General features: G+C 40.6%; 13 protein-coding genes and 2 tRNA genes. 6 read left to right on the top strand and 9 right to left on the bottom strand.

Going from position 1 to position 14,161, the window contains the following annotated elements:
- Window positions 1–455 precede the first annotated feature (455 nt).
- From CWC28_RS20460 to CWC28_RS20445, 4 genes are all read right to left on the bottom strand, one after another.
- Window positions 456–532: transfer RNA gene (locus tag CWC28_RS20460), tRNA-Val, on the bottom strand.
- Window positions 533–566: 34 nt separating this feature from the next.
- A tRNA-Val gene (locus CWC28_RS20455) sits at window positions 567–643 on the bottom strand.
- Window positions 644–757: 114 nt separating this feature from the next.
- Window positions 758–1,777, bottom strand: a complete 1,020-nt coding sequence (locus tag CWC28_RS20450) for a DUF3080 family protein (RefSeq protein ID WP_138625687.1) — start codon at window positions 1,775–1,777, stop codon at window positions 758–760.
- Window positions 1,752–3,110, bottom strand: a complete 1,359-nt coding sequence (locus tag CWC28_RS20445) for an MATE family efflux transporter (RefSeq protein WP_138625686.1) — start codon at window positions 3,108–3,110, stop codon at window positions 1,752–1,754. The genes CWC28_RS20450 and CWC28_RS20445 overlap by 26 nt, the downstream gene beginning before the upstream one ends.
- 94 nt (window positions 3,111–3,204) lie before the next feature.
- Between CWC28_RS20445 and CWC28_RS20440 the strand changes: the two genes are divergently transcribed.
- The gene (locus CWC28_RS20440; protein WP_138625685.1) at window positions 3,205–3,846 is read left to right on the top strand and encodes a riboflavin synthase subunit alpha; all 642 of its coding nucleotides are present in this window, start codon (window positions 3,205–3,207) and stop codon (window positions 3,844–3,846) included.
- Here CWC28_RS20440 and CWC28_RS20435 read toward each other — a convergent pair.
- Entirely contained in the window at window positions 3,843–4,046 is a 204-nt protein-coding gene (locus CWC28_RS20435; RefSeq protein WP_063704972.1) for a CPXCG motif-containing cysteine-rich protein, read from the bottom strand. The two genes, CWC28_RS20440 and CWC28_RS20435, sit on opposite strands and share 4 nt — an antisense overlap.
- A gap of 228 nt (window positions 4,047–4,274) precedes the next feature.
- Window positions 4,275–5,135, bottom strand: coding sequence for a fructosamine kinase family protein (locus CWC28_RS20430; RefSeq protein ID WP_063704974.1), 861 nt, complete (start codon window positions 5,133–5,135; stop codon window positions 4,275–4,277).
- 112 nt (window positions 5,136–5,247) lie between these two features.
- Here CWC28_RS20430 and CWC28_RS20425 point away from each other — a divergent pair, with 112 nt between their 5' ends.
- Window positions 5,248–5,943 carry a hypothetical protein gene (locus CWC28_RS20425; RefSeq protein ID WP_063704977.1) on the top strand — a complete coding sequence of 232 codons (696 nt, stop codon included), beginning with the start codon at window positions 5,248–5,250 and terminating at the stop codon, window positions 5,941–5,943.
- 53 nt (window positions 5,944–5,996) lie between these two features.
- Here CWC28_RS20425 and CWC28_RS20420 read toward each other — a convergent pair whose 3' ends face one another.
- On the bottom strand, window positions 5,997–6,359 hold the full coding sequence (locus CWC28_RS20420) for a DUF3718 domain-containing protein (protein WP_105174195.1): 363 nt from the start codon (window positions 6,357–6,359) through the stop codon (window positions 5,997–5,999).
- 358 nt (window positions 6,360–6,717) lie between these two features.
- Here CWC28_RS20420 and CWC28_RS20415 point away from each other — a divergent pair, with 358 nt between their 5' ends.
- The 3 genes from CWC28_RS20415 (at window position 6,718) to CWC28_RS20405 (ending at window position 10,236) form a co-directional block, all read left to right on the top strand.
- Window positions 6,718–7,503 (top strand): hypothetical protein, encoded by a 786-nt coding sequence (locus tag CWC28_RS20415; RefSeq protein ID WP_058584922.1) that lies wholly within the window; start codon window positions 6,718–6,720, stop codon window positions 7,501–7,503.
- Window positions 7,504–7,615: 112 nt separating this feature from the next.
- Window positions 7,616–8,998 carry an amidohydrolase gene (locus CWC28_RS20410; protein WP_138625684.1) on the top strand — a complete coding sequence of 461 codons (1,383 nt, stop codon included), beginning with the start codon at window positions 7,616–7,618 and terminating at the stop codon, window positions 8,996–8,998.
- A gap of 11 nt (window positions 8,999–9,009) precedes the next feature.
- Complete coding sequence (locus tag CWC28_RS20405) at window positions 9,010–10,236, top strand: amidohydrolase family protein (RefSeq protein ID WP_138625683.1); 1,227 nt, start codon at window positions 9,010–9,012, stop codon at window positions 10,234–10,236.
- Window positions 10,237–10,303: 67 nt separating this feature from the next.
- Here the strand turns inward: CWC28_RS20405 and CWC28_RS20400 are convergent, their stop codons facing one another.
- Window positions 10,304–11,503 (bottom strand): Nramp family divalent metal transporter, encoded by a 1,200-nt coding sequence (locus CWC28_RS20400; protein WP_063704987.1) that lies wholly within the window; start codon window positions 11,501–11,503, stop codon window positions 10,304–10,306.
- Window positions 11,504–11,816: 313 nt separating this feature from the next.
- Between CWC28_RS20400 and CWC28_RS20395 the strand changes: the two genes are divergently transcribed.
- A complete protein-coding gene (locus tag CWC28_RS20395) occupies window positions 11,817–12,233 on the top strand; it encodes an MAPEG family protein (protein ID WP_063704989.1) in 417 nt (138 codons plus the stop codon).
- Between the two features lie 73 nt (window positions 12,234–12,306).
- Here CWC28_RS20395 and CWC28_RS20390 read toward each other — a convergent pair whose 3' ends face one another.
- Window positions 12,307–14,154, bottom strand: coding sequence for an ABC transporter ATP-binding protein (locus CWC28_RS20390; RefSeq protein ID WP_138625682.1), 1,848 nt, complete (start codon window positions 14,152–14,154; stop codon window positions 12,307–12,309).
- Window positions 14,155–14,161 lie beyond the last annotated feature (7 nt).

The following is a 14,161-nucleotide window of genomic DNA, read 5'->3' as shown; positions in this document are numbered from 1 at the left end:
ACTTTTATGGAGTCAGATCAGCTAGGAGCTAGGTACTAGGCGCTAGGGTAGACCGAGTGGATTCGAACCACTGACTTTTGGGTCGGGTTATAGAGAGCGGTAGTGTGCTAACTAGCTGAGATAGAACTGTATAATGTTGATTTTAGGATAATAAAATTCTGAGAAGTTTTAATAAATTGGTACGACCGAGTGGATTCGAACCACTGATTTTGGCGTGGGTCATACAGAGTGGTAGTGCTCTAACCAACTGAGTTTCAACTGTTTAATATTGATTTTAGGATAATAAAATTATGAGGAATTTGAATAAATTGGTACGACCGAGTGGATTCGAACCACTGATTTTGGCGTGGGTCATTGAGAGCGGTAGTGCTCTAACCAACTGAGTAAATCTTTTTAGATTAGTGTACTTATTAATAGAAGTTGTAGGAATTACAAAGAAGCAATAAAGATATAATTGGTACGACCGAGTGGATTCGAACCACCGACCTCTACCATGTCAAGGTAGCGCTCTAACCAACTGAGCTACGGTCGTACAGGCATTTAATTCTGAAGTAGATTAAATGTTTTGGTACAACCGAGTGGATTCGAACCACCGACCCCTACCATGTCAAGGTAGTGCTCTAACCAACTGAGCTACGGTTGTATTTTGATTTAAAACTGTTGTTAGCGTGGCTAAACAACGGAGGCTAATATATAGCGACTGGTTGTGTGAATCAAGCAGCTTTAGCTATTTTTGTGCTAAGTGCTGGTTTTTTATTCATAACGGACTAATTTCGCACGTTCTGTAAAAACCTTGCCACCAAGCAACATGGCTTTTCGCAGAGTGCTTAAGACTTTGTAAAATTGCGTCATTACTGTCGCTATCTACAAACTGGGCCATTTCGGTGTCATGCCATATTTGCAGGTAAAGAGGTTGCAGAGTTTCTAATCTACCCACTAAGAATGATTGATAAGGCTGTAGTTGCTCTAAATAAAACTTTTTAAACACATTGCTAAGCGTTTGCGCTTTTTGTTTATTCTTGTTGGCAGGGCAGAGATCATCTTTTGAATACTTCATGAGCAGCGCTGTTAATTGTTGATTGTAATGTGTTTGCACACGAGCCGCAGAAATAAGTAGCTTGTTGTATTTAAAACGATTTAATACTTCGAGTTGGCTGATGATTTGCTCAGGCTCTATAGCGTTTATTTTGCCGGTATTAATTTGATTGTTTAACTTAGCAATTTGCTCCATCGCACTCACGGTTTCGATAAAACCTGCGGTGTTTTCATCAATGTGTGTCGAGCTTAGCTGCCAGCTTTGCTTAAACTCGGTTTCGTTGAGCAGCATAGCTTTAAAGTAGTTAGCAAGGTTTGCTTGCTTTTGTCCTGCGGTGAGTTTTATTTTTTCAAATAGATCATCTTGTTCTTCAAAGCTTTCTAAGCACTCATTTGCACTTTGAATAAACTTAATTTGATAACTAAGAACATTAGCAGGCGTTGCTGTTTTGCCAAGTTGGTTATTGTGCTCAGCAATAAGGGTTGCAAGTTTACATTGACGTAATTGGGCAAGTTCAAGCATGCCAATGGTTGCTTTATCTTCAGTATTTTCAGTGAAGTGGTTAGCAGTTATCGTACTTGGTTTAGAGAGTTTAAAACTTTCAGTTTTAAGCACGTTTTCTAATCGTTGCGCGTAGGTGTGATTTACATCACCCGAAGAGGGCGTGCAGGAAATAAGTGCCACGCACGCTGTTGCGATGATAGAGTTTAAAAGGCTATTGGTTTTGCAAAAAAGGTGCATGTTTAAATCGCCTATGAACCGTGAACATCAACATAATTGCTGCGGCACTTAACCCCACAATAATGCCTATCCAAAAGCCATGAGGGCCCATTGCTGGAACAATTAAATCTGTACGAGCAAGTACGAAGCCAAGCGCAAAGCCGATCAACCAATACGATACAAAGGTGATATAACCAATCGGTGCCGTGTATTTTAATCCCCGTAAAATACCATTGGCTGAAACTTGCAGGGCATCTGGTAACTGGTAGATACAAGCCAGTACCATGATTGAAGAAGCTAGCGCCAATACTTCAGGGTTGTCAGAATACAATTGGCTTATTATATCTCGAGCAAAAAAGGTCACACTTGCCAGCAGAAAAGCAATAATTGCCGCGAGAATATAACTCGTTTTAACGGCATTTTTTAACTGCAGATAATGTTGTTGGCCAAATAAGTTGCCTATTCGAATGCTAATGGCAATTGAGAGGCTCAACGGCATCATAAACAATAGTGTCGTTACACTGGCCGCAATTTGGTGACCCGCAACGGCAACTGCACCTAAGTGCGCTATAAACAAAGGAATACAAGCAAATAGCGTGACTTCAAAAAAGGTAGCTAATGAAATTGGAATACCCACTTTGGTGATAGTCCATAAAGTAGCGGGCTTTGGCGCTTCGAAATTTGCTAATAATGCTTTGGCATCAATCTTTTTATTAAAGTGGCAATAAATAACCTGAGTTAACGCCATTGCAGTAAATACAAGTGCGGTGGCAATACCACAGCCCGCGCCACCGTAGGCTTGAAAACCTAATTTACCATGTATAAATACGTAGTTGGCTGGAATATTGACCGCTAAGCCAATTAAGCTAATGTAAAAAGCAGGTTTGGTCATTCCCATACCTTCAGTGATATTGCGATACACACTGAAAAGTAAAAAACCAAAAATACCCCATTTAACAAAATGAATGTATTGCTCAGCTAAGTGGGTAATAGACTGTGAGGTGTCTAATTGACTAAGCACAGTATCAGCAAGGCTTGCCAGCCCTAAACCGATTATGGCAAGTACTAACGCCAGATACAGACCTTGTTGAAAGTAGTGGCTAATACCTTGTTTATCGTTTGAACCAGCAAACTGCGCTATGATACCCGTCAACGCCAATAATATGCCTTGCAATGCAAGCATTAACGGATTCCAAATACCCGTTGCAATAGAAAGTGCTGCCAAGTCTGTTGCACTTACTTGGCCTGCCATCACGGTATCTACAACCGTCATTAAAATAAGGGTTACCTGTGCCAAAAAAACAGGAATGGCTAACGAAATTAACCTTTTGGCTTCCCAACTACAAAAAGACATAAATTACACGACTAAATAAACAGACAGCCATTGTAATCTATTCATAGATCAATAAGAATCGCAGTTATCTATTTAATAAAGAAAAGAGAAAGCGATGTTCACTGGAATTGTGCAAACGCAAGCCGTTGTCGTTGATGCGACAAACCAAGGCGGTGTACTAAGGTTAGCTTTAAAAGTAGAGCAGCAATATGCTGAAAACTTGAATATCGGCGCGAGCATAGCCATTAATGGTTGTTGTTTAACGGTGGTGAAGTTTGCATCTACCACTGAAGGTGACTGTGTTATAAATTTTGATGTGATAGATGAAACATTAAAGTTAACCAACTTAGGTATGCTTGTTGTCAATGACACGGTGAATTTCGAACGTTCAGTGACTTTTGGGACTGAGTTGGGCGGGCATATCGTATCGGGCCACATTCATTGTATGGCCGAAATACTTTCAATTAACCACCATCAAGACAACTGTAAAATGCAATTAGCATTAGCAAAAGAGTGGCAAAAATACGTGCTGTATAAAGGATTTGTGAGTGTTAACGGGGCAAGCCTCACTGTAGGTGAAGTTGATGAGCAGGGCTTTTGGCTACACTTGATACCAGAAACACTTTCTATTACCAATCTAAATAACTACCGCGAAGGCGATAAGTTAAATATCGAAGTCGATCAGCAAACTTATACCATAATCAACACGGTCGAAAATTATCTCTCGCAAGCAGGACATATAAAACGAGCAAATTAAAAAATTTGCTCGTCGTCACTATCGACATGTAATTCAAGTTTGTTGTTTGCGTAATCGATATGCATATTCAAATGGATAGGGTTACAGCATGCTGCGCAATCTTCATAGTAATCTTGGTCACCTTCGCTTGCATCAAGTGCTACGTGAATGTGGTGGCCACAGTGCGGGCATGAAATTCGTTGTGTGTATTGGTCTTTCATCAGCTTTTACCTTAATCAGGCATGCCTGAGTTCGTTAAATTGCAATCTAAATTAAACCTAACTCATTAAAAATGAATCTAGATTTAATAAGATTGATATAACTCACTAACCGAATTGGTATAAGCGTAGCGCTACAACAAACGGCTAGCATCTTTATTAATACGCTTTATAAGCTAAATATAGCTGTGTTTAGGGGTTTGTGACATTCCTTTTACAGTGAATTCGCGCTTATTTCAGTAGCTGATCAATTTGTTGTTTTGCTTCAGTAAGATAGTGTCCTGCAAATATGTTGGCATTATTGAGCATAGGATATAGTTGATAGATAGCTCTACGTTGCTCATAACCTACCTGCAATGGGTAGATATCGTTATAGGCATCATAAAAGCTATCGGGGAGTGGTGCATAAAGCTCACTCATTGCTATATCGCATTCCCGATCACCATAATAACAAGCAGGGTCAAACACACTGGGCACATTATTATAAAAGCCCATATTTCGGCGCCAAAAATCTCCGTGTAATAACGAAGGCTCTACAACATGGCTATGTAGTGCGTCTTTTACAAAAGTGATGAAGGTGTCTTGATTGACAAGCTCAATGCCTTTTTCTTGTAATAACTGCAATTGCCAACCAATGCGTTCTTCAGCAAAAAAGACATCCCATTTTTTGTGCCAGCGATTTGGTTGTAGAGTAGGGCCAAGAAAATTATCGTTATCTAAGCCGAACATGGCTTGGGTATGCTTTTGGTGTAAATGGGCAAGGTGTTCCCCCATTTCATGCCAATTAGTATGGGGCTGTTTATCAAGTTCTAACCATTCAAGCACGATAAATGAAAACTCAATATTGCAACCTGTGGTGATGCAATCAGGGATCATAAATAGGCTTTCTTGTGTTAACAGCTCTAGATTAAAGGCTTCACACTCCAAGCGCTCCAGATCGCTTAAATGAGCGACTTTCACAAAGAAATGGTGTAAATCATCGCCAATTTGGAAGTATTTATCGTTATTGGGTGATTGTAATTGGCGCTTAAAGGTATGCTTAAAATCAAAATGCATCGCTTGGCTAATCTGTTCATTCACCGAATTCCACATAATTTTGTTCACCTTTTAACCATATAATTAAACTATGGCAAAAAGACGATGAATTAACAAACCCATAGCGTTAATATTGTTAAAGTTTATCGAAGTATTTATGAGGGGTCAGATGAATAAAAGTCTCATTACTAATTTAGTGGCGCTTGCCTTAGTATTAGTCGGATTTTTATTTGAACAAGCAATTGTGCTTTCTGTTGGTTTATTTGCGTTATCGGGCGCAGTAACTAACTGGCTTGCTATTCACATGCTATTCGAAAAAGTACCATTTTTATACGGCTCTGGGGTTATCACTCTAAAGTTTGCCTCTTTTAAAGTGGCTATTCGTAACCTGATAATGACCGAGTTCTTCGCCGAAGAGAAAATAGATCAGGTCATGGCGCTCGCTAAGCCAAATATTGATTTAGAGCCTGTGATCAGTGAAGTTAATTTAAGTCCGGCTTATGACTCTTTAATTGAGGTTATCGAAAACTCTCAATTTGGTGGCATGCTGTCGATGTTTGGTGGCCGTGATGCGCTCGAGCCAATGCGAGAGCCTTTTATTGAAAAAATGAAAGCGGCGGTGATTGATATTTCAAAGAGCGACGAATTTAAAACCATTCTTGATGAAAAGCTATTTGCCAACTCTCATCTTGGTGGCTCATTACACGGTACAGTTGAGCGTTTAGTTGATGAGCGTTTGAATGAGCTTACGCCAACGATGGTAAAAGATATTATTCAAACCATGATCAAAGAACATTTAGGTTGGTTAGTGATTTGGGGTGGGGTATTTGGCGGCCTATTTGGCCTGATAGCTGCGCTCGTTTAACGAAGAAGAAACTTGTAGCAGGCCTTTAAAGACCTGCTACAGTGAATTCATCATTATTTAGAACCAGCAATAACAATCACAGTGTCATCAGATACTTTAGCAATATCTTGAATACTTGTTTTAGTTGCTGTTTCAAAATTTAAGTATTTCGCAGAGTTATGAAAACCATAAGTGCTTGCAAACTTATCAGTCGTCATATCATTGCAAAGTAGTTTTTCTGTCATTACTCGTTTGCTTAAGCGTAGATCGCGCATTGTGCTTGATACGTTTAATGGTTTGTTAGAAGCAATGGCCATACAAGCTTGCGTGCCAGGCGAGTTATCTGCTGCGACAAATTGTGCTGCAGTTGCATCAGTTGCTGCTAATGAAGAACCTAAAATTAATGCTGTACCTAGTGCTGTAGTTAACGTATTCATCTTTCTCTCCAGTTGTTGTCCGTATTACGTTTAGTTTGTGCGACCTCGCTTTTATGGATACTTCACACTTCCTGTTTGCTGGGCACATTTAAAGTATTACGCTAAACAAGAACAATTGCTGTTAATGAAAATCGACAAGATGTAAGTAAGTATGTAGATGTGAACAAGTAAAACTAACCGCTTGATAAGTGCTATTTTAAAGTGTGAATTTTGACACAAATAGGCTGAATTTTTTTTCATTTATTTTTTTAAAACGTGTTTTGGCTCGTATTAAAGGCTTAATTTTTACGTAGCTGTTACATTTAAGTATTAACTCTAGCTTTTCTTAAAAAGGCTAATCAGAGTATAAGGAGCATGAGTGACCACAAAATTAGCAGGCTATTATCAACAAGCCTATGCATCTGAATCAAAACACTTTAATCAATGTTTTTATTGTGGTTGTGAAGCAACTGAGCGAGATTTTTGTCCGCCACTGCATATGCTGCAAAGCATTATAGATTTAGGCGAAGAGGCTGAATTTATATCAATTCCAGCATGTTATGAGTGCTTTGCATTACTGCATAACGAGCGAGTGCTGACGATTGATGGGCGAGTTACAAAGCTTAAAAAGAAACTTTCAACAAAGTATGCAAAAGCGCTGCGAATTTATCACATGTGGCATGAGAGTGAACTTCACGATATGAGTGATGAGTTTGTGCACAGTATTAAAGCCGGCATGAAGCTAGGTGCAGAGGCAGCAGAGCGAGTAGCATTTCAAGGTTATAGCTATGCAACTGAAGATGCCAGTGTCACTATTCGTGAGAAGCGTGCCGAATTTGATGTGCAAGGCAAAGTCTTTTATGACTTTAAAGACGCGCTTAATTACTGCATTAATGATTTACAAGTCGACAGAACAGAATTCTATAAGCTGGTGGTAGAAGATTACAATGGCGATTTTAACCGTGCATTGAGTCAATACCGCCATCGACACGAAAAAGTAACCGCAGCTAACGATGCAGATTCACTAATTAAAAGTTTTGCCAAGCAGCATAAGCAAAACTCTGATTTTGTAACTCGAACTGTGAAACATTTTATCAACAAAGATCCGAGCTTGACGACCGAAGGTGCGTTAGAGCAGCTATATAACAACTACATAAAGAAATAGTGCTCTGTGAGGCTGGTTGTTCGTCTTGAATATTGGTGACTGGCCTCGTTTACTCGCATTAGAATTAACAATTAGTTAAAGTAATTAAATAATAAAAAAGAGGAACGTAAGAATGCAAAAATTTGCACCATCCTTGTTGGTTATGGCGCTTGGTGTCGCGTTAGCGGGTTGCCAAGACAATGGCCCACAAGATCCAAAAGTCTCAATTAACAAAAACCCATACCCAAGCACCTATAAGCCACTTGCATCGCAAAGTACGTTAATCACCAACGCTACTGTATTAACAGGCACAGGTGAACGCTTAGATGATGCAGATGTTTTCTTTGTTGATGGCAAAGTACAACAAGTAGGTAAGGACCTATCTGTTCAAGCAGACAAAACTATTGATGCACAAGGTAAATGGGTAACACCAGGTATTATTGATGTGCACTCACATTTAGGTGCATACCCAACTCCTTCGGTGGCCTCTCACCAAGATGGTAACGAAATGACTAGCCCAGTGACTGCAGAAGTGTGGGTTGAGCATTCAGTATGGCCACAAGACCCTGGTTTTAACCGTGCTCGTGAAGGCGGCATTACGTCGTTACAGATTCTACCAGGTTCAGCAAACTTAATCGGTGGCCGCGGTGTTACGCTTAAAAACATTCCATCGCACACGATGCAAGGTATGAAATTCCCTGAAGCACCATATGGTTTAAAAATGGCATGTGGTGAAAACCCGAAACGTGTTTATGGCCGCAAAGGTGTTTTACCATCAACGCGTATGGGTAACATGGCGGGCTATCGCACAGCGTGGATTGAAGCGACTGAGTACAAACGCGAGTGGGATAAGTACGAAAGTGATTATGCCGCTGGTAAAAACCCTGCAGCACCTCACCGTGACATTAAGCTAGATACGCTAGCTGGTGTGCTAGAAGGTGACATTTTAATTCATAACCACTGTTATAAAGCAGAAGAAATGGCCATGATGATCGACCTTGGTAAAGAGTTCGGTTATCACTCAGGTACTTTCCATCACGGTGTTGAAGCATACAAAATTGCTGACTTACTAGCTGAAAACGGTAACTGTGCGGCACTTTGGCCAGATTGGTGGGGCTTTAAAATGGAAGCCTACGATATGGTTCAAGAGAACGTAGCAATTGTTGATGCAGTTAAAAATTCATGTGCTGTTGTTCACTCAGATTCAGATACAACTATTCAACGCCTAAACCAAGAAGCCGGTAAAGTAATGTACCGCGCGAATGATGTGGGTTACGACATCTCTGAGCAACACGCAATTAAGTGGATCACTTCAAACGCGGCTAAATCACTGGGTATTGATGATAAAACAGGGTCACTTGAAGCTGGTAAGCAAGCTGATGTGGTTATCTGGAACCAAAACCCATTCAGTGTTTATGCAAAAGCTGAACAAGTATTTATCGATGGTGCCAAAGTGTATGATCGCAACGATGATAAATACCAAGCACAAAGCGATTTCATGCTAGGTCAAAAATAGGAGTAACATTGATGACAAAATTAACTAAATCATTAAAGCTGTCACTTGTTGCTGCTGGCTTATTTTCTGCGACAGCAAGTGCTGCATCACTCGCGATTGTCAATGCGACACTACACACTTCAACAGAGCAAGGCGTACTTGAAGGCGCAAGCGTTGTTATTGAAGATGGCAAAATTGTTGCTATTAACCCTGCCTCTATCAACGCGGATACAACGATTGACGCCAAAGGCCAAATCGTAACTGCTGGCTTTATTGGCACAATGAACCAGTTAGGCTTAGTCGAAGTGGGTGCAGTTGATGGCTCACGTGATGGTGGTGACGACAAAGCGGGGATTGATTTTGATCCAAGCCTTGCATTTAATCCTCGCAGTAGCTTAATTCCTTATGCTCGCAAAGGCGGCATTACTCAGGATGTAATTGTACCAAGTGGTGGTGACAGTATCTTTGCGGGTCTTGCCTCTGTGGTTGACTTATCAGGTAGTTTTGAAAGTGTGAATAAAAAGCAAGTTGCACTTGTTGTTCACCTAGGCGAAAAGAGCAAAGGCTCACGTGCTATGTCGATGAAAACACTTATCGACAAGCTTGAAGGCGAAAAGTCAGCTAAAAAAGATGACAAAAAAGAGCCATCGACAGAGCAAAAAGTGCTAGCAGCTGTACTGGCTGGTGATATGCCGCTGATTGCGAGTGTTCAACGTGCATCAGACATTTATGAACTTGTTAAGTTGAAAGAAACTTATGGCCTTAATTTAGTAATTCATGGCGGTGATGATGCCGTTGTGGTTGCTGATACACTCGCTAAAGCTAACGTGCCTGTGATCATCAGCTCAATGGCAAACTTACCAGGCAGCTTTGACTCACTTCATGCAAACCTTGCTAATGCAGGTAAGCTTGAAAAAGCCGGTGTTAAAGTCATTATTGGTGTTGCGGGTGATTCAAGCCACAATGTATACCAATTACGCTTTGATGCAGGTAATGCTGTGTCTTACGGTATGAGCCAGCAAGGTGCACTAAGTGCCGTAACCAGCAATATTGCTGATGTTTTTGGCTTAAACTCGGGCACCATTGCAAAAGGTAAACGTGCAAACCTTGTAATGTGGTCTGACGATCCGTTTGATTTTAAAGCTCACGTGAGCAAAATGTGGATCAACGGTGAAGAAGTTTCAACCGAAGCGCGTCAAGACAAACTACGCGACCGTTATACAACTGACTCAACGATGCCTCGCGCTTATACTAAATAAGCGTTCAGCATATGAAAAAGGCCGCAAATTTGCGGCCTTTTTTTAATACATATTTTCAAACTAAAAGCTAAAAAATTAGATTGCTTAGTTTATAAAGGCTAAGGCCAAATATAAGCAGTATTACTGGCACAATCACAAGGTTAAGTAACAGCGAATTAGTGTAGCCTTTCATCACAGATTTTTGATTCACTAACCAAACAAGATAACAGGTCACAATTGGAAGTAATAAACCATTGGCAGCTTGCGCAAAGATAATAACCGCAACCGGATCAAGCCCAAGCGATGCGACCAGTGCACCGAAAACAAGGATAACAATAGCAACGAGTTTAAAGCGTGTATTACTCATTTGCGTTGACCAGCCCAGCATCCCACAAACAGCGTAAGCACCCGCAAGAGGGGCAGTTATTGCACTAGTAAGTCCGGCCGCACATAAACCGATAGCAAAGAAATAATGAGCCATACCCCCTAAAAGAGGCTCAAGTTGCACAGCCATATTTGCCGCTGATATTTTTCCAGCGTCGGTTCCATAAAATGCCACTGATGCTGTCGATAAAATGGCTAACGTAATTATGCCGCCTAAAGTAATCGAAATACTGGTATCAAGATTTGTTTCTTTGATGACTTTGTCGATGTTTTTTGAGCTATCGTGTTTTTCAGCAAGCACGCCTGAATGTAAAAATAGGTTATAGGGCACGATAGTTGTACCAATTAAGGCAAGCACGGTAGTGAGAGAATCCTCTGGTAAGCTGGGTATAAAGCCTTTTAGTACTTCCCCAAGTGGTGGAGCCGCCATCACTAGCGTTGAAATAAACACTAAGCTCATCAACACTACTAAAACAATTAACGCCCCCTCAATGACTTTATGTTTGCCAGTATACAAAAGCACTGCACTTAAAATTGCAATAAGGGGAGTCCAGAGTATTGGGCTTATTGACGGCATTATTTCTTGCAGTCCTAAACTGGCACCAGTCAGATTGCCTGCTTCATAGGCTGCACTGCCAATACCAATTGCACTTATTACTAATATAGCAGCCAGGGCTTTAAAAATTGGTGTTTGAATGGTGGTTCTAAGTGCAGACGCTAAATCAAGTCCTGTAGCCACACCAAGACGAGCAGCCATGGATTGCAACAAAATAGTCGCTACAACAGAGAACAATAAAGTCCAAATAAGAGCAAAGCCAAAATTAGCACCAGCAACACTGGCAGTGGTGATGGTACCTGGGCCGATAAAAGCAGCGGTGACAAGAAGTCCGGGTCCTAAACGCATGATAAAACCTTTTATTATTATTTTTAGTACATTAACGGATAGATAAAACAGCTATCGTTATATAAAACAGATCTTAAGACTATAGAGAGTCGAAGCAAGGGTAAAGTAAAAGAGGTGAGTCGCGTAAAGTTCGCGTGTTAACTAATACCAATCCACTCTGTAAATTTTATATAAAGTGGGTAGCAGTGGCACTGCATACATAGTTTTCAATAAATAGATAATCATTTAAAATCAGTAAGTTATTTTAATTTGTGGTTTGGTTGGTTTTTTGCAAGGGATAGGCATTCATGTTGTTATACAAAAGGAAATGAAAATGCCTGAACTTACTTTTTCAGCATACGCAGCTGTGTATGTTTATCTAATTATGCTGACTATTCAGTGGATAATTGCTTCTGTCACTAAAGCCAAACAACCCAATGCAGTGCCTGGTAAACTCGATAACTCATTAAGCCATGACAGCTTTGTTTTTCGTTCACATCGCACATTTATGAATACATTAGAAAATAGCCCGTTATTTTTAGGTACCGTATTTCTTGGGTTCTTTTTAAACTTGAACAGTAGTGCATTTGCACTGTGTATTTGGATGTATGTGATAGCCAGAATCATTCATATGCTGCTGTATTATGGTGTGGCTACTGAGAAGAACCCAAGCCCACGCAGCTATTTCTTTTTAATCGCTGCTTTGGCAAATAGTGTGATGCTAGTTATGATTGGTTTACGTTTGATTTAAACAGCATTGCTAACAATAAAAAAGGCATTGAACGAAAATTCATTCAATGCCTTTTTTAATAGTGAAAACCTAGCTACTCAACGCCGATAAAGCCACCGGTTTGATGTGACCACAGGGCAGCATAGATGCCACCTTGTGCGATTAATTGCTCATGAGAGCCTTGTTCAACCACGCCACCTTCATCAAGTACAATGAGCCTATCCATTTGCGCAATAGTTGATAAACGGTGTGCAATGGCAATTACAGTTTTGCCAGTCATTAAATCGTCTAGGCTAGTTTGAATCGCGGCTTCAACTTCAGAATCAAGCGCACTGGTTGCTTCATCCAATATAAGAATTGGCGCATCTTTTAGAAGGACTCGTGCAATAGCAATACGTTGACGTTGACCACCAGAAAGCTTCACACCGCGTTCACCAACTTGTGCGGCAAAGCCTTTATTGCCTTTGCTGTCTTCAAGGTCTTCGATGAACTCAATTGCTTCTGCTTGCTTTGCGGCCGCAAGCATTTCATCTTCAGTTGCATCGGGTCTACCATAAAGAATGTTATCTTTTACTGAGCGGTGTAACAGTGAGGTATCTTGCGTCACCATCGCAATGTGCTTACGTAAGCTTTCTTGGCTTACCTCAGCGATGTTTTGACCATCAATACGAATTGTGCCTGAATCAACATCATAAAAACGCAGTAATAAATTCACTAAGGTAGATTTACCCGCACCAGAGCGACCCACTAAACCTATTTTTTCACCCGGTTTGATATCTAGATTTAAACCATTGATAACAGGGCCGCGATGGGTTTCGTTGGCAGCTTTACCATAGTTAAATTGCACATTATCAAAGCATATCGACCCTTTATTAACCTCAAGGGTACTCGCGTTTTCTTTATCATCCACTTCAATCGGTGTTGATAGCGTTTTCATACCATCAGCAACAGTACCAATGTTTTCAAATAGACTACTGATCTCCCACATGATCCACTGTGCCATACCGTTTAATCTCAGTGATAAACTTACCGCAATGGCGATTGCACCAACACTGATGGCGCTAATTGACCATAGATACAAAGAGAGGGCTGCAATACTGAATACCAATAAATAATTTAGCGTGTTAATAGAGAAGTTTAGGCTAGTAACTAAGCGCATCTGCTTGTATACCGGCTGTAAAAACACATCCATGCTATCTTTTGCATATTGCTCTTCTCGCTGCGTGTACGAGAACAATTTGATAGTCGAAATGTTGGTGTAACTATCCACCACACGGCCGGTCATTTCTGAGCGTGCATCAGCTTGCGAGCTGGCTACTTTTTTTAGCTTAGGAACAAAATAAATTTGAATAGCGGCGTATAAAACCAGCCAAATCAATAATGGCAACATTAAACGCCAGTCAGATTCTGCGACCAAAAACACCATAGCACCAAAGTAGACCACGATATACATAAGTACATCGAGTAATTTCATCACAGATTCTCGAACAGCTAATGAGGTTTGCATCACTTTTGTCGCAATACGGCCAGCAAATTCGTTTTGATAAAAACTAACACTCTGACGAAGCAAATAACGGTGGGCTAACCAACGGATAGACATAGGGTAGTTACCAAGCAGTGCTTGATGTAACACCGCTGAGTGAAAGAACACGACAATAGGTAACACCACCAGCAACATAATTGCCATTTTTGTCAGTTCAGCCTGCTGTTCAACAAACAAGGTATCCGGGGTGTATTGACCAAGCCAATCGACCAGTTGCCCCATGTAACTAAATAGAGATACTTCTAAAATAGCGAGTGCTGCGGCACTTAACGACATCAGCAGCAATGAAAGCTCCATGCCACGGGTATAATGACGGCAAAAAGCAAATAAGCTATTAGGTGGTTGAGAAGGTTGTTCTTTAGGAAACGGATTAGTCATCCGCTCAAATAAACGATACATACACGAC

This window comes from Pseudoalteromonas sp. S4492, assembly GCF_005886115.1.
Classification (GTDB): domain Bacteria; phylum Pseudomonadota; class Gammaproteobacteria; order Enterobacterales; family Alteromonadaceae; genus Pseudoalteromonas; species Pseudoalteromonas gelatinilytica.
Note: the sequence above shows the minus strand (reverse complement) of the source record. Positions and strands in the feature narration are given on the sequence as shown.